Below are 15,593 nucleotides of genomic sequence, written 5' to 3'. Positions count from 1 at the left end.
AAATGTTTGATAATAAGGCGATTTTAATAACTGGTGGTACTGGTAGCTTCGGTAAGAAGTACACTGAGATATTATTATCTGAGTATAAGCCTAAAAAAATAATAATTTTTAGTAGAGATGAGCTGAAGCAGTTTGAGATGTCTCAAGAATTTAATGATCCTTGTATGCGATATTTTATTGGAGATGTTAGGGACTGTGAAAGATTAAAAGAAGCTATGCACGGTGTTGATTATGTGATTCATGCAGCAGCTCAGAAGCAGGTTCCAGCAGCTGAGTATAATCCTATGGAATGTATCAAGACTAATGTACATGGCGCAGAGAATGTCATAAAGGCAGCATTGTCAAATAATGTCGAAAAAGTCATAGCACTATCTACAGATAAGGCAGCTAACCCTATCAATTTATATGGTGCAACAAAATTAGCTTCCGATAAGTTATTTGTGGCAGCTAATAATACGGTAGGATCAAGAAGAACTAGATTTGCAGTTGTCCGCTATGGTAATGTGCTTGGTAGTAGAGGTTCTGTTATACCTTTTTTTCAGAAGTTAATAGATGAAGGAGCTACAGAGCTACCTATTACACATGAGAAAATGACTCGTTTTCTGATTACATTAGAAGAGGGTGTTAGGTTTGTACTCAAGAATTTTGAAAGAATGCAAGGTGGCGAGATTTTTGTACCTAAGATTCCATCTATGTATATGACAGAGCTTGCAAAAGCAATGGCTCCAGATTTACCACATAAAATTGTTGGCATCAGGCCAGGAGAAAAACTTCATGAGATTATGTGTCCATCTGATGATTCTCATTTAACACTGGAATTTGATGATCATTATGTACTTTGTCCTACTATTCAATTTGCTCATAAGGCTGACTTTACGAAGAATAAGTTAGGAGAAGTTGGTAGTCCTGTAGAGCTGGGCTTTGAGTATAATTCTGGAAATAATACTGAGTGGTTAACACATAAGTCATTTTTGGAAATGATGGTGAGGATGTAATTATGGATTTTATCCCTTATGGTAGACAAAATATATCTGTAGATGATATTGAGGCTGTAGTAGATACTCTAAAGTCAGATTTTTTAACACAGGGACCAGCGGTAGCTAATTTTGAAGAGTCTGTTGCAAGGTATTGCGGAGCTAAATATGCTTTTGCTGTAGCAAATGCAACATGTGCATTACACTTGGCATATCTGGCATTAGGTGTTGGTAAGGGTGATATTGTTTGGACATCTCCAAATACATTTTTAGCTACTGCTAATGCCGCTGTTATGTGTGGTGCTGATGTTGATTTTGTCGATATTTGTCCTAGAACTTATAATATGTCTGTTGAATGTTTGGAACACAAGTTAATTGAGGCAAAAAAGATTGGTAAACTACCAAAAGTAGTGGTCCCAGTACATTTTGCAGGACAATCATGTGATATGCAACAGATACACTTGTTGTCAAAGGAATATGGTTTTTCGATAGTTGAAGATGCAGCTCACGCTATTGGTGGTAGATACCTTGATAAGCCAATAGGATCTTGTCAATATTCTGATATTGCAATCTTTAGTTTTCATCCCGTTAAGATCGTGACTACTGCAGAAGGCGGTATGCTGATGACAAGTTCTAGTGAGCTAGCAGCAAAGATAGGTTTATTGAGAACTCATGGGATGACTAGAGATGAATCTCTAATGACAAAAGAGTCAGAGGGTCCTTGGTATTATCAAATGATAGATTTAGGCTACAACTATCGTATTACAGATATGCAGTGTGCGCTTGGTCTATCACAAATGTCTAGGCTTGATGAGTTTGTAGCAAAAAGACATGCTGTATTAACGAAGTATGAGAAGCTATTGTCTAATTGTTCAGAAGTTGTTTTGCCACATCAGTTTGACAAAAGCTATTCAGGATTGCATCTATATCCGATAGTTGTTCCAGCTAACAAGAGAAGAGTGGTGTTTGAATATCTCCGTATTAATAGTATAGGCGTTAATGTTCATTATATACCTGTATATTTGCAGCCTTACTACCAAAAAATGGGGTTCGAGAAAGGATACTGCCCTAATGCAGAAGCATATTATAATGGGGCGATAAGTTTACCTATGTATCCGGATTTGACAGATGAGCAGATTCAATGGATTGTCAAAGTATTAAAAGAGGCTTTGTGATCCTGTTATGAAATATGTGACATTTCATAATAATAAAATATCTAAGCTCTCTCTAGGAACTGTTCAATTTGGTCTTAACTATGGAGTTGCAAATCAAAAAGGCCAACCAACTCAAATAGAAGTCAATGATATCGTTGACTATGTCATTTCACAAGGGGTTAATTGTTTTGATACTGCCCAAGCTTATGGCATCTCTGAAGAGGTTTTAGGTAGAGCTTTGCATGGTAATAACTTTATTGTATCTAAAATTAAATCAGATGCTTTTATAGATAGTTTTGATGAAAGTATTCAAAATTCATTACAAAGATTAAATATACAGTCTTTGTTTGGTTTATTGCTTCATGATATGGATATTTTTTACAAAGATTATGCTTTGTTAGAAACACAGCTTAATCTTGCTAAAGCTAATGGCTATTTAAAATACTTTGGAGTATCTATATATTCCAAAGAAGATTTTGACATGGCTCTAAATAGCGATCTTGTTGATATTATACAGCTTCCTTTTAATATTTTTGATCAAAGAGCTATTGCAGAGAACTGGTTTGAGAGAGCTAAGCAAAAAAACAAGCTAATATTTATTAGGAGTGTATTTTTGCAAGGCTTATTACTTATGGATAAAAAAGATATTCCGAGAAATCTTGATAGTGCAAAGAAATATATTGAGATATTAGAATATATAGCATCTGAAAATAATCTATCTAGGCATCAGCTAGCTTTAAGTTTCGTTGAAACGGTTGCAAAAAACTCTATACTATTATTTGGCTGTGATACTATTGACCAGGCTAAGAGCAATATTGCTGAATACAATGCTATAAAGCCATTGGGTGATGAGTTGCTTAGATATATTATAGAAAAATTTAGCAATATAAGTGAGAATATATATATGCCGACGAGGTGGTAAAAGTGAAAAGAAAATGTATTGCACTACTACAAGCTAGATCTGACTCCAGTAGACTATCTGGAAAGGTATTAAAAGAGATTATAGGGAAACCTATGATAATCCATCAGCTCAAAAGGGTTGAGCTATCTAGAAATATTGATGAATTAGTTGTAGTAACAAGTGATGAACATAGTGATGATCTACTGTCTCAGATAGTTCAAGAACAGAGATTTAATGTTTTCAGGGGAAGTAAAAATAATGTCTTAGGTCGTTTTTATGCGGCAACTGAATTAATGGGTTTAAGTGATGAGGATGTTGTGGTCAGGCTTACGGGAGATTGTCCTCTTCATGATGCAGCAATAATAGATGAAGCTATAGATGCTTTTAATAGTAGTTCTTGTGACTACTTGTCAAATTCTGTGTATCCAGTATATCCTGATGGCTTTGATGTTGAGGTTTTTAGCTATAAGGCTTTGAAATTCGCATATAGTAATGCTGTAAAAAAATCAGATTTAGAGCATGTAACACCATATATTAGAAACTGTGGAGACTTGATAGTTGATCGATTAAATAGAGAGCCAGTATATCCTGAGTGGAGATTAACAGTTGATGAAGATAAGGATTTTGCTCTAATAAATAGTATATTCAATCACTTTAGGTCAACATACTTTTCATTTGAAGATATTGTTTCTTTTCTGAAACAAAATATAGAATTGTTAGAGATAAATTCTTCTATCGTAAGGAATGAAGGGTATTTGAAATCATTAAAAGAGGATCTTTTGTGAAAACTTTATTTGGTAAAAATATTTATCTAAGAAGCTTGCTTGAAAGCGATGTGAATGATTCATATTACAGCTGGATGAATGATAAGATTATTAATGCATATATGGAAACAAGGTTTACTCATCATTCTATCGATGATATAAAGAAATTTGTTAGTAATGTTAATGCTGATTGTAATAGTTTTATTTTCGCGATTTGTGATCGTGCGACAGATAAGCATATAGGAAATATAAAACTTGGTCCTATAAATAGTTACCATAAGAAGGCGGATGTTAGTTTTTTTATTGGAGATATGGAATTCTGGGGTAGAGGACTTGCTAAAGAGGCCATATCGCTTGTTGTTCACTATGGGTTTAATGAACTGGGCCTGCACAAGATATGTGCGGGTGTGTATGATAGAAATATAGGTTCGTTAAGAGCCCTTGAAAAGGTTGGTTTTGTTATCGAAGGAATCAAAAAAGCAGAATGCTTTTGTGATTCGTCGTGGGTTGATGTTTATATTTTAGGATTAATAAATGATAAATAATTTTAAGAAATCAAATATTTTGAGAAAAAAGGCTGCTTCATTAATTCCTGGTGGTGCTCATACATATAGTAAAGGAGATGATCAGTTTCCTGAATTAAGTCCTCATTCAATAGTTAAAGGTATTGGTGCTAGGGTTTGGGATGTGGATGGGAATGAATTTATTGATTGGGGTATGGGTCTTACATCTGTGATATTGGGACATGCATACAAACCAGTAGTTGATGTCATTAAGAAGGAGCTTGATAATGGTGTTAATTTTATTAGACCATCTTTTATTGAAGCAGAGGTTGCTGAATTTATATGTGAACAAATTCCGTCAGCTGAAATGGTTAAGTTTGCAAAGAATGGCTCTAATGCAACCACATCTGCTGTTAAACTTGCAAGAGCTTATACTGGTAAAGAATTGGTTTTAAGATGTGTGGATCAACCGTTTTTTTCGATAGATGATTGGTTTATAGGTAATACTGATATAAGCTCTGGAGTTACTAAAGAAACACAATTGAAGACAAAAAGATTCAAATTTAATGATATAAAAAGTTTAGAAGATGTTATCGATGAATATAAGGCTAAAGGAATTGCTTGTGTTATATTAGAGCCTGCCGCTACAGATGAGCCTATACCGGGATATCTCCAAGCAGTAAAAGATATATGTGAAAAAGAAGGAATAGTATTAATATTTGATGAGGTTGTAAGTGGGTTTAGGTTTCACCCTAAAGGTGCTCAGTATTTGTATGGAGTAACCCCACACCTTTCTACATTTGGAAAAGCTATGGCAAATGGTTATTCTATCTCAGCGTTGGTGGGTAAAAAAGAGATAATGCAACTGGGTGGATTAGATCATGATAAAGAAAGGGTTTTCCTTCTTTCAACGACTTATGGTGGAGAAACGCACCATTTAAGAGCGGCACAAAAAACTATAGAGATATTAAACCAAAACGATTATCAAGTGACTAAGCACATATGGGGTGTAGGAGCCAAAATGAAAGATGCATACAATCAATTAGCTAAAAAATATGCCATTGATAACTATACTTCATTAGTTGGGGTTGATTGTAGACCGTATTTCTATTTTAAAGACAATTATTTAAGAACTTTGTTTCAGCAAGAGATGATAAAAAGAGGTGTTTTGGTGCAAGCTATAGTACCTTCTTATTCTCATCAGAATTATGAGGTGAACTCTACAACTAGTGCTTTTGATGAAAGCTTAAAGGCACTCGCTGAATCAATTAATAACGATACTGTAGCTAAAGATTTGGTTGGAAGCCCAGTTAAGCCAGTATTTAGAAAATATAATTAAATACTAGAGCTATGAAAGCCATAATCAGAGCTGATTCTTCATCAAGTATTGGCACTGGTCATATCATGAGAGATCTTGTATTAGCAACTCAGTTTGATGATGTAACTTTTGTAACAAGAGACTTACCTGGTAATATTAACTTCAAGATTATAGAATCGGGTTATAGTGTTGAGATTATTAGAGATAATAGCTTACTCGAGTTTATCAAAGTAGTTGAAAAACTGAACCCTGATATAGTGATTCTAGATAGCTATAATCTAGGTTATGATTTTGAAAGAGCTTTTAAGGAAAAATATCCTTATATCAAGCTTATGGTTTTAGATGATACTTATGAGAGGCATTATTGTGATATTCTTTTAAATCATAATATTAGTGCTGATGAAAATAAATATAAATGTTTAGTTCCTAAATATTGTGAAATGAGATGTGGCTCTAAGTATACTTTACTGAGACAAGAATTTTATGATTATAAAAATAAGTCTAAACCTAAAAATATAATACCTAAAGTCTTTGTCGCTATGGGTGGAGCCGATCATAGCAATATAAATATAGAAATATTGAGAGCTATTAGCGAAGTTGGCGGCATAGAAGTAAACTTAGTGACAACAACAGCAAATAAAAATTTAGAACAGTTGGTAGATTACTGTAAAGATAAAAATTGGGTTAACTTATATATTAATTCTACTGAAATAGCAAGATTAATGCATGAGAGTGATTTTGCTATTGTAACGCCTAGTGTCACAGTTAATGAAGTATGTTTTATGGGGTTGCCAATTATAGCTATTAAAACAGCGGATAATCAAAAAGACATGCTTGAATACTTAAAACGGGAAGGTTATGATACTATTGATGGATTTAATCAAAAACAGTTAGAAAAATATATTCAAAAATACACTTTTGGTGTTGAGTTATATAATTTCACAGAATTAAATTACGACGAAAGTGTTAAAGTTCTATCTTGGCGTAATGACCCATTGATTCGTAATAATATGTATAGTACAGAAGAAATAAAGCTTTCGGATCATTTAAGGTTTATTGAGAGTCTATCTAATAGAGATGATAAAAAGTATTTTGTTGTGAGAAAAGAAAATAATGATATAGGTGTTGTGGATTTTACACAAATTACGCCAAGTGATAGTCTACACATGGGACTTTATGCTAAACCTGGTGTTAAAGGAGCTGGTCATATATTGATGAATGTAATTGTTGATTATTCATTCAAAGTTTTATGTGTAAAAAGATATATGCTGAGGTTTTTGAGTTTAATGACAAGGCTTATAAACTATATTTGAAATATGGCTTTGAGAGTGTTGGTTTAAAAGAAATTAATAACAAAAAAGTAATTTGTATGGTGCTAAAAAATGAAAATAGGTAATTTTGATATAAATAAAGATGGTGTTTTTATAATTGCAGAGCTTAGTGCAAACCATGGTGGTAAAATCGAAATAGCAAAAGAAACAATTAAAGCTGCAAAAGATATAGGTGCTAATGCTATTAAACTGCAGACGTATACTGCTGACACTTTGACACTAAATTGCGACAAAGAAGATTTTGTTATAAAAGGTGGAACATTATGGGACTCTCAAAAACTATATGATTTATATCAGGAAGCTTTTCTTCCATGGGAATGGCATAAGGAACTATTTAGTTATGCTAGAGAAATTGGTATAGATATTTTTTCATCACCATTTGATAAATCCGCGGTAGATTTTCTAGAGCAATTTAACCCTAGTGCATATAAGATAGCATCTTTTGAAATTACGGACTATGAGCTTATAAAATATACCGCATCTAAAGGTAAACCAATGATTATATCAACAGGAATTGCAACTATTGATGAGATTCAAGATGCTGTGAATATCTGTAGAGAAGTTGGTAATCACGATATTATACTGCTTAAGTGTACTAGTGCTTATCCAGCTAAGTTAGAAGATGCTAATTTATCTATGATTCCAAGTTTAGGTAATACTTTTGGAGTGGTTCCAGGTTTTTCTGATCATACTTTAGGCATCACAGCACCAGTCGTAGCTACTACTTTAGGAGCTAGAGTAATTGAGAAACACTTTATATTAGATAAGTCTATAGGTGGTCCGGATGCTGATTTTTCTCTAGATAAAAAAGAGTTTGCTCAGTTGATACAAGCTGTACGAGATGCTGAAAAATTAATAGGAAAGGTTGATTATACTCTCACTGAAAAAAAGAAAAAAAGTAGACAGTTTGCTCGTAGTTTATATGTAGCAAAAGATATTAAGAAAGGTGAAACATTCACAGAGGAGAATATTCGAAGTGTAAGACCTGGATATGGAATGCATCCAAAGCATTTAAAAGATATTTTGGGTAAAGTTGCTGAGAGAGATTATGAATTTGGAGATAGATTGGTATGAAAATATTTACAATCCTTAAAAAGGGAAGAGTTAAATACACTTTGATGAGAGGTTTGGCTAGGTTTTCTTTGTTGCGGGAGCTGGCTGTATACATACATTGTTTCATTTATAATAAAAAAATAAAAAATTTTATTCGTGGAAATGAAGAAATATTAGGAAAAACTGTGTTTGAGAATTTAGAGGTTAATACTTTTGTCCAAAATTTAAAAAAAGAAGGGATTAGTTTTGGACTTAAATTACCAAAAAAAATGATTGAAGCAATTTACCAGTTTGCAAAGAGTGAGAACTGTTATGCTGACAGGTATATTAAAGCTGGTTTTAAATTGGAAGATTTGGATAAAGCCACTCTAAAGTTAAACAAAACTATATTAGTTGCACAATATTTTAATACTACTAAAAAATGTAAAGAAATTAATGCTTTATCTCAAGATCCTATTTTAAGAAAAATAGCTTATGAATATTTAGGGTCATATCCTAAGCTTGTTGGGGTCAATCTTTGGTGGACTTTTCCAGTTGAGGCATCCGAAGAAGATAAGTTTCAACATGCTCATATGTATCATAGAGATGTTGATGATTTTAAGTTTGTTAAGTTTTTCTTTTATTTATCTGATGTAGAGCCTGATGATGGAGCTCATGTTTTTGTTAAAGGATCTAGGTCTAGAGTTCCAACTAGGAATTGGTTAGATAAATGGAATATCCGTAGGTATAGTGATCAAGAGATTAATGATTTTTACGGATCTCACAGTATTTTAGAAATATGCGATAAAGCGGGAAATGGTTTCGCTGAAGATACATTATATGTCCATAAAGGACAAACCCCTAATAAAAAGCCAAGACTATTATTGCAGTTTCAATTTGCACTATTTGATTATGGGGTAGCTCATGATAATAGAAAAGAATCTGATTTAGAAACTATAACATAGATAGTATATAACTATGATTTATAGTAATAAACTTTTTTTAAAGAGTAATTGTATGGTTATATATCCTTTAATCCTTGCACTTGCAATGATTATTATGATGATTAGACCTTTGCTTGTAGCGTACTTACTTAATCAGTCAGAATTCGCATCTTATAGTACTGGATTGCTAATATCGTCAACATTTTGTATGCTTGGGTGTCTAGGTCTACAGACTGTTATACAAAAACAAATGCCTATTGATTTGCATCTTGGAAATAATAATAAAAGCTTAATTTTATTGATACAAGGTATATTAATAGCTATATTATGTTTGTTTATTGGAGGTAGCATTTGTTTTTTTAGCCCAATGTTATTAACACTAGGTCCATTAGGTATTTTTGTGGGTATTATTAATGGATTTTCGCAACAAGTTTTTTTATTAGCAACTATTGAAAGTCGTAGTGTAGGTAAATATGTTATTTTTAGTCTACAAAATTTATTTAGAGCTTTTTTAGTAATTTTAACGACTCTTTTTGTAGCTTATTTTATAGGATCAGCAATTGTAACTCTCTTAGTTGAAAGTTTAGTAACGATCATTATTTCTTATGGGATATTATATAGGATTTTTAACCATTATGACATTAGTATTTTAAATACTGTAGTTGAAGCCATGAAAAAAATACTTAGTATTAATTGGGAAAGTTCATTAGCTCTTATGTTAATAATGATATTAGCTTTTGCTCTTACTAATATAGATCGTTGGCTTGTGGTGATTTCACTATCTCCGAAAGCTTTTGCTAACTATGCTATGGCAGGTATAATATTGTTGGGTGCTCAATCCTTACAAGTTATTATAAATTCTGCGGTATTTCCATCTTTGGCTAAAATGTATGCTACAGGTAATAAAAAGCATACGTTTGCATTTGCTAAGAAAAATAGTATTTATTTCTTATTAATCGGTGTAGCAGGTAGTGTGCCCGGATTTTTTTTAATAAAACAAATTATACTTTATATATATCCTAATTATTATGGAGCTATTCTGATTATTCCTATATTAATTTTTGTTGCAATTTTAAGAATGTCGGATTTTTGGAGTAGTTATTTAATTGTAGTTGGAGAGGAGAAGATCTTATTATTGATAGACATTGCTATGATAGTCGTATCCTTGATTATTTGGTATACTATAACTATTTTTATTAGTGATATCAGTATTTATAGTATAGCTAGTTTTGCAGTTGCTATTGGTTTTTTAAGGTATTTTATGGTTATGATTATAGCTATTTTGAGGAGTTGAAGTGAAGTCCAAAATTAAAAAAGTTATTAGGCATTCTATTTTTTTTAGACTATTTGTATCATGTTTTTTTCTATTTAAACAAGTTCGTGTTAGCCTTAGCGTTTTAATATATGGTGATTTAAAGAACTTTATTTTTTGTAGAGGAGTTAAGATTTCTTCAAGATGCTATCTGGAAATTATATCAGATGGCATTATAGATATACAAAAACATGTATGGATTTCTCACGATGTTCATATGCAAACGTCTAGTAAAATCTTGGTAGGTGAGGAGACTACTATACAGCGTTATGCTACAATAAATGGTGATGTTTGTATTGGAAATGGATGTATTATAGCACCAAATGTGTTTATTTCCTCTGGGACTCATCCTTTCCGTGAATATCCAGGTAATACGATAAGAGACCAAGAAAAACTTATTATAAAACAAAAAGGGTCGTTAGACTGTTTATCTAAGAAGATTATAATAGGTGATGATTGTTGGTTAGGAATTAATGTGGTGGTTTGTCCAGGAGTAAAAATTGGGAAGGGTTGTATCATAGGTGCTAATTCGGTTGTAACAAAAGATGTTCCTGATAATACTGTGATGGCAGGAATACCGGCTAAGAAAATAGGGGTTAGGTAATTAATTCTATGTTAAAAGATTTTCTAATAGTTTGGTGTGTATATTGGGTATTAGTACTTATTTTGCCGTTGAGTTCGATTTATGAACATGTTTATATGGCCTTTTTATTCCAATTAAGCTTTGTTTTTTTTGTATTTTTAGGATACAAAGCTGTTAGTTTAAGCAGCTATAAGTCTACTGAAGTATATTTTTATAATAGAATTGATTTACTGAAGAGATTTAACCTGATGATAACCATTTCATTATGGATATCTTTTATTGGTTGTCTATTTCTTTTATATGATAAAATTTACATTCAACATATAGATTATTTTAAAGGGCTTGCTATCGCTAGGGAGCAGTGGCGAGTAAAAGGGCTTGATAGAGGTGGTTCTATATCTTCAATTTATTCTGTGATTGGATATTTCTTTAGTTCTGGCTATTATCTAGCAGGTGTATTATTTGTTATTTGTGCTAAACAAAATTCTTTTAAAAGGAATTTCTTAATTATCATAAGTATATTTTTATTACTATTATTTAACTGCTTTATGACTGGTGGAAGGTCTAATATTTTATTATTAGCTTCTTATATTTTGGGTGCAAGATTATTGATTAATGATAGGGGTTTTAAAGGTATTTTTAGAAATAGAGTATTGAGAAAGATATTTTATTTGTTTATATTTTTAAGTGTAATATACATTGTGTACATTTTTAGCCAAAGAGCAATAGCTGGTGATAAGGATCTTACTGGGTATTTAGAAAGTTTTTTGCCATGGCTGGGTCTTGAACTATCATCAAAAGAATTTTTGAATTACGATAATTTTTTATCAGATGTCATTTCAGCATTATTATTAGTTTTGTCTTATATTACCCATAGTTTTTCTACTATGGTAGCAATTATTCAACATGATGATGAAAATAAATTTATAATTTTCATAAGTACTCTAAATAGCTTGAATAAATTAGGTTTGATTCCAAGTCCAGATACAAATTGGTTCTTAGCGGGTAGATTTCCATCATTACCTGGAGCCTTTTTATATCAGTTTGGCTATGTCGGATTTTTCTTCGCTAGTTTTCTATTGGGAGCGTTATCTGGATTAGCTAAAAGAGTATATTGTAGTAAATCATCTAGTATACTATATATTGGATTTTTCGTCTCTATGTATTCAGTTTTAGTTTTATCACCATTATTATTAGCTAGTGATTTTATGTCTTTTCCCTTTGTTTGTATCATTTTTTTATTTATTAGTGTTATTTTTAAAATTAGAATTAGAATATAAGGATTTTATAATGAAAATTGGTTTTACAAATATATATTCTTTTAGACCTCATGTTGAGCATCTTTATTATCTCTCTAAATTGTGTAAAGATGCTGGGCACGAAGTATACTTTCTAACTTGTGACTCATCTGTAGATACTTGTTACCCAAGAGAGTTAAAAAAAACAAGTAAAATTAAAGAATGTAGTAAGTGCATTATTGGAGGTATAAGGTCGTATGCTAACCAAAATATTACATCTATTAAAACTCGTGAAAGTGATCTAAGTATAGAAGTATTAGATGAGTTAACATTATCAAGTTCATGCACTTTAACGAGAACAGAATCTGAGATTGAAAAAGATGATGATGAAGTTACAAAGTTTAGAAAAAAACTTTATCACCCTGTAGGGAGTGTATTTGAAAGTGCTAAGAAGTGGATATCTGATAATAACCTTGATGCAGTTGTATGCTTTAATGGCAGGATGGAACTTACTAGAGCAGTAACATATGCATGTGAAAAAATGGGCGTTCCATTTATTACACATGAAAGGACGTGGTTTGGTGACGGTCTTAGATTAGTTCCTAATAATAATTGTATTTCTATTAAACAGATGGGGAAGATAGTGTTAGAGTATAGTGATAAGTTCTTGAGTAGAGAGCAAGTTTACTCTGCTGCTAAGCTTATTGCTCAGAGGTTCTTGCAGAGTAATTACTTAGAGTGGCGAGTTTATAATAAAGATGCTCATTCTGTAGCTTGGCCAACACAAACAAACGATAAAAAAATTTTAGTTATTCCTAGTAGCAAAAATGAGTCTGCTGGAAATGAAGAATATGAGACATCATGGGTAGATAATACTTTAGCTTTAGATGATTTTATAGATACGTTTAATATAAGCAGTGATCAAATAGTTATCCGTTGCCATCCTAATTGGTCTGAGAATATAGGAACTGTTACTGGTGAGAGGTCTTTAAATCTTTATAAAAAGTGGGCTGAAGAGAGAAATATATATATAATAAGTAGTGAAGATAAATCTAGTACATACGATCTTATTTTACAATCAGATATTGTGATATTAAATGGTGGTAGTTCAGCTGTTGAAGCTGGTGCTTGTGGTAAGCAAGTTATTAACCTAGGACCTTGTGCTTATGAATACTCAGGTTTTGTAACAGTATATCACTCTAAAGAGGATATGAGGAGCAAGGGATTAGTTGAGTTAAGCGAAGAGATTGTAATTAGAAAAACACTTAGATATGTTTATACACGATTGAATCGGTTTCCACAGTTTACTGATTATGTGAAAGCAATTGAAACAACTAAATATAAATATTATTATGGTGCAAAAATAGATGTTTTAGTTTCTATGTTTAGTACTGGTAAGATACAATCAAATGATACAAGTTATTCAGATAGTTCAGAGTTCGAAGATAAAGTAATAGGCCTTCTTAAGGAAAAAAACTGGGAAAGGATAGCATCGTTTAATCAACAACAAAGCAATTTAAAGCCATATAATGTCAGACGTAGATTCGTTTTTAGATGGGTAGATTATATTCGATCTAAACTTCCAAGAGGAGATAGGTAGTGTCAAATAATCATAACTCATTAGTATCTATAGTAGTGCCCACGTATAATGCAGAACAGTTTATTGTCGAAACAATATTTTCTGTGATTAATCAAACGTATGTTGATTGGGAAATAATAGTTGTAGATGATTGCTCAACTGATAATACAAAAAAGTTAGTAAAAGAATTGATTAATCAAGATAGTAGGATTTGTTTAATAGAATTGGATAAAAATTTTGGTGGGCCTGCAGGTCCAAGAAATCATGGTGTAAAAAAATCTAGAGGAGAATATATAGCGTTTCTAGATTCTGATGACATCTGGCATCCACAAAAGTTAGAAATACAAATGAGTATAATCTGTAACGATGCTATAAACTTTGTATGTTCTCAAATGCAGGATTTTAAAGCTTTTGGTGAGCTTAAGTTTAATGAATATTGTAAAGGTACAAATTATACAATGATTACTTCATTTAAATTACAAATGCGTGATCTTATACCAACATCTAGCGTGTTAATTAAAAAATCTCTTTTGCTTAAGGAGCCATTTGAACAAAACATAGAATATAAAGCAGTAGAAGATTATCACTGCTGGATGAGAGTTATAAATCATACAAAATTTTGTGCAAAAGTAGATAATAAACTTCTTTTTTATCGTAGGAGCGATGGGCAAATATCATCATCGAAGTTGTATATGACTAGAAAAGTTTATATGATTCATAGGAAGCTTGGTCGTTCAAAACTTATCTCGTTTCTATTTACATCTACACATGTGTTAGGTGGAATTATGAGATATATAAAAAAGGAAATGTAAGAGTGAAGAAAATACTAGTTACAGGTGGGGCAGGATTTATCGGAAGTCATCTTTGTGAAAGGCTTTCAAAGAATAAAAATTATCAAGTTTTTTCACTTGATAATTATTTTACTGGATCAGAAGAAAACCATGTTAAAGGAGTTGTTTACATAAAAGGTAGTACCGTTGATATTGATAGGCTTATTACTATTGTTCCAGATATTATTTATCACTTAGGTGAATATAGTCGAGTAGAGCAGAGCTTCGATGATATTGAGAAAGTGGTGGAATTTAATAAAATTGGGACAATAAAAGTATTAGAATTTGTTAGAAAGACTAGAGCTAAATTAATATATGCTGGAAGCTCTACTAAGTTTGGTGATGGTGGGAGTAATGCAAATGCAAGTCCTTACGCTTGGAGTAAGTCGAGCAATACACAGCTTGTTAAGAACTATTGTGAGTGGTTTGGCATAGATTATGCAATAACATATTTTTATAATGTGTATGGTCCAAGAGAGATTAAGCAAGGTAAGTATGCGACTCTTATAGCTTTATTTGAAGAAAAAATTAAGAATGCTCAGCCATTAACTGTAGTTAGCCCAGGGACACAAAAAAGAAATTTTACTCATATAGAAGATACTGTGGAGGCATTATTATTAATTGGAGAAAAAGGACAGGGTGATGAGTATGGTATAGGTAACCCTAAGTCGTATAGTGTTTTAGAAGTTGCTAAAATGTTTGGGGGAGAAATAATGATGATCCCTGAGAGAAGGGGTAATAGGATAACTGCTGAAGTTATTAGTGATAAAACTATTAAACTAGGATGGAAACCTAAGAAATGTTTGTCTGAATACGTATCTAGTGTAGTTATGAAATGTAAAAATTAGATAAGATCTGACACGAGTATAATTTTCCTATAAATTTATACTCGATAAATGTAAGCCTAATTATCTTAAATAGTTCCCCCTCTTCATAGTTTTAAAAATTATATGAGGCTTCAAAATTTTTGTTTTAGATTTGCTTTGGATATGCGCATTATGTATAAAAATATTCAATAAAAAAACTAAAGAACTTAATTTATGAAAAACTTTTATGTACAGAGTAGCACATAGTGTAAGTTTTAAAAATTTAGATGGATTAATCTATAAGTTTGTTTTATATTTGAGAGT

General features: G+C 31.8%; 15 protein-coding genes. All 15 read left to right on the top strand.

The genetic code is table 11. The features are described 5' to 3' along the window. The first annotated feature begins 2 nt into the window (after window positions 1-2). Window positions 3-995 (top strand): UDP-N-acetylglucosamine 4,6-dehydratase (inverting), encoded by a 993-nt coding sequence (pseB, locus tag SD28_RS06765; RefSeq protein ID WP_039125313.1) that lies wholly within the window; start codon window positions 3-5, stop codon window positions 993-995. Between the two features lie 2 nt (window positions 996-997). Beyond that, the gene (pseC, locus tag SD28_RS06760; protein WP_039125310.1) at window positions 998-2,149 is read left to right on the top strand and encodes a UDP-4-amino-4,6-dideoxy-N-acetyl-beta-L-altrosamine transaminase; all 1,152 of its coding nucleotides are present in this window, start codon (window positions 998-1,000) and stop codon (window positions 2,147-2,149) included. A 7-nt stretch (window positions 2,150-2,156) separates the two neighbouring features. Further along, window positions 2,157-3,050, top strand: coding sequence for an aldo/keto reductase (locus SD28_RS06755; protein ID WP_039125308.1), 894 nt, complete (start codon window positions 2,157-2,159; stop codon window positions 3,048-3,050). A gap of 2 nt (window positions 3,051-3,052) precedes the next feature. Further along, window positions 3,053-3,814 carry a cytidylyltransferase domain-containing protein gene (locus SD28_RS06750; protein ID WP_039125306.1) on the top strand — a complete coding sequence of 254 codons (762 nt, stop codon included), beginning with the start codon at window positions 3,053-3,055 and terminating at the stop codon, window positions 3,812-3,814. After that, the gene (locus SD28_RS06745; RefSeq protein ID WP_039125304.1) at window positions 3,811-4,338 is read left to right on the top strand and encodes a GNAT family N-acetyltransferase; all 528 of its coding nucleotides are present in this window, start codon (window positions 3,811-3,813) and stop codon (window positions 4,336-4,338) included. The genes SD28_RS06750 and SD28_RS06745 overlap by 4 nt, the downstream gene beginning before the upstream one ends. Then, entirely contained in the window at window positions 4,328-5,635 is a 1,308-nt protein-coding gene (locus SD28_RS06740; RefSeq protein WP_052251897.1) for a glutamate-1-semialdehyde 2,1-aminomutase, read from the top strand. The genes SD28_RS06745 and SD28_RS06740 overlap by 11 nt, the downstream gene beginning before the upstream one ends. An 11-nt stretch (window positions 5,636-5,646) precedes the next feature. Beyond that, a complete protein-coding gene (gene pseG / locus SD28_RS06735) occupies window positions 5,647-6,927 on the top strand; it encodes a UDP-2,4-diacetamido-2,4,6-trideoxy-beta-L-altropyranose hydrolase (RefSeq protein ID WP_069774107.1) in 1,281 nt (426 codons plus the stop codon). Between the two features lie 69 nt (window positions 6,928-6,996). Continuing rightward, window positions 6,997-8,019, top strand: coding sequence for a pseudaminic acid synthase (gene pseI, locus SD28_RS06730; protein ID WP_039125302.1), 1,023 nt, complete (start codon window positions 6,997-6,999; stop codon window positions 8,017-8,019). Then, window positions 8,016-8,942 carry a hypothetical protein gene (locus SD28_RS06725; RefSeq protein WP_039125300.1) on the top strand — a complete coding sequence of 309 codons (927 nt, stop codon included), beginning with the start codon at window positions 8,016-8,018 and terminating at the stop codon, window positions 8,940-8,942. The genes pseI and SD28_RS06725 overlap by 4 nt, the downstream gene beginning before the upstream one ends. Before the next feature lie 52 nt (window positions 8,943-8,994). Further along, on the top strand, window positions 8,995-10,215 hold the full coding sequence (locus tag SD28_RS06720; RefSeq protein WP_039125298.1) for an MATE family efflux transporter: 1,221 nt from the start codon (window positions 8,995-8,997) through the stop codon (window positions 10,213-10,215). Between the two features lies 1 nt (window position 10,216). Beyond that, window positions 10,217-10,837 carry an acyltransferase gene (locus tag SD28_RS08170; protein WP_052251896.1) on the top strand — a complete coding sequence of 207 codons (621 nt, stop codon included), beginning with the start codon at window positions 10,217-10,219 and terminating at the stop codon, window positions 10,835-10,837. Window positions 10,838-10,845: 8 nt separating this feature from the next. Continuing rightward, window positions 10,846-12,096: an O-antigen polymerase gene (locus SD28_RS06710; RefSeq protein WP_039125296.1), complete on the top strand. Its 1,251-nt coding sequence runs from the start codon at window positions 10,846-10,848 to the stop codon at window positions 12,094-12,096. A 10-nt stretch (window positions 12,097-12,106) separates the two neighbouring features. Then, window positions 12,107-13,654, top strand: a complete 1,548-nt coding sequence (locus SD28_RS06705) for a capsule biosynthesis protein (protein WP_039125874.1) — start codon at window positions 12,107-12,109, stop codon at window positions 13,652-13,654. Beyond that, complete coding sequence (locus SD28_RS06700; RefSeq protein ID WP_039125294.1) at window positions 13,654-14,445, top strand: glycosyltransferase family 2 protein; 792 nt, start codon at window positions 13,654-13,656, stop codon at window positions 14,443-14,445. The genes SD28_RS06705 and SD28_RS06700 overlap by 1 nt, the downstream gene beginning before the upstream one ends. Window positions 14,446-14,447: 2 nt before the next feature. Next, window positions 14,448-15,311 carry an NAD-dependent epimerase/dehydratase family protein gene (locus tag SD28_RS06695; protein WP_039125292.1) on the top strand — a complete coding sequence of 288 codons (864 nt, stop codon included), beginning with the start codon at window positions 14,448-14,450 and terminating at the stop codon, window positions 15,309-15,311. Window positions 15,312-15,593: the final 282 nt, after the last annotated feature.

Origin of the sequence: Allofrancisella guangzhouensis (genome assembly GCF_000815225.1) — a bacterium.
GTDB classification, from domain to species: domain Bacteria; phylum Pseudomonadota; class Gammaproteobacteria; order Francisellales; family Francisellaceae; genus Francisella; species Francisella guangzhouensis.
The sequence above is the reverse complement of the archived record's forward strand: the minus strand, read 5'-3'. Positions and strand labels throughout refer to the sequence as shown.

Coding starts and splice junctions, on each gene's coding strand:
- pseB (WP_039125313.1), top strand. CDS start 3: ATGTTTGATAATAAGGCGATTTTAATAACTGGTGGTACTGGTAGCTTC.
- pseC (WP_039125310.1), top strand. CDS start 998: ATGGATTTTATCCCTTATGGTAGACAAAATATATCTGTAGATGATATT.
- SD28_RS06755 (WP_039125308.1), top strand. CDS start 2,157: ATGAAATATGTGACATTTCATAATAATAAAATATCTAAGCTCTCTCTA.
- SD28_RS06740 (WP_052251897.1), top strand. CDS start 4,328: ATGATAAATAATTTTAAGAAATCAAATATTTTGAGAAAAAAGGCTGCT.
- pseG (WP_069774107.1), top strand. CDS start 5,647: ATGAAAGCCATAATCAGAGCTGATTCTTCATCAAGTATTGGCACTGGT.
- pseI (WP_039125302.1), top strand. CDS start 6,997: ATGAAAATAGGTAATTTTGATATAAATAAAGATGGTGTTTTTATAATT.
- SD28_RS06725 (WP_039125300.1), top strand. CDS start 8,016: ATGAAAATATTTACAATCCTTAAAAAGGGAAGAGTTAAATACACTTTG.
- SD28_RS06720 (WP_039125298.1), top strand. CDS start 8,995: ATGGTTATATATCCTTTAATCCTTGCACTTGCAATGATTATTATGATG.
- SD28_RS06710 (WP_039125296.1), top strand. CDS start 10,846: ATGTTAAAAGATTTTCTAATAGTTTGGTGTGTATATTGGGTATTAGTA.
- SD28_RS06705 (WP_039125874.1), top strand. CDS start 12,107: ATGAAAATTGGTTTTACAAATATATATTCTTTTAGACCTCATGTTGAG.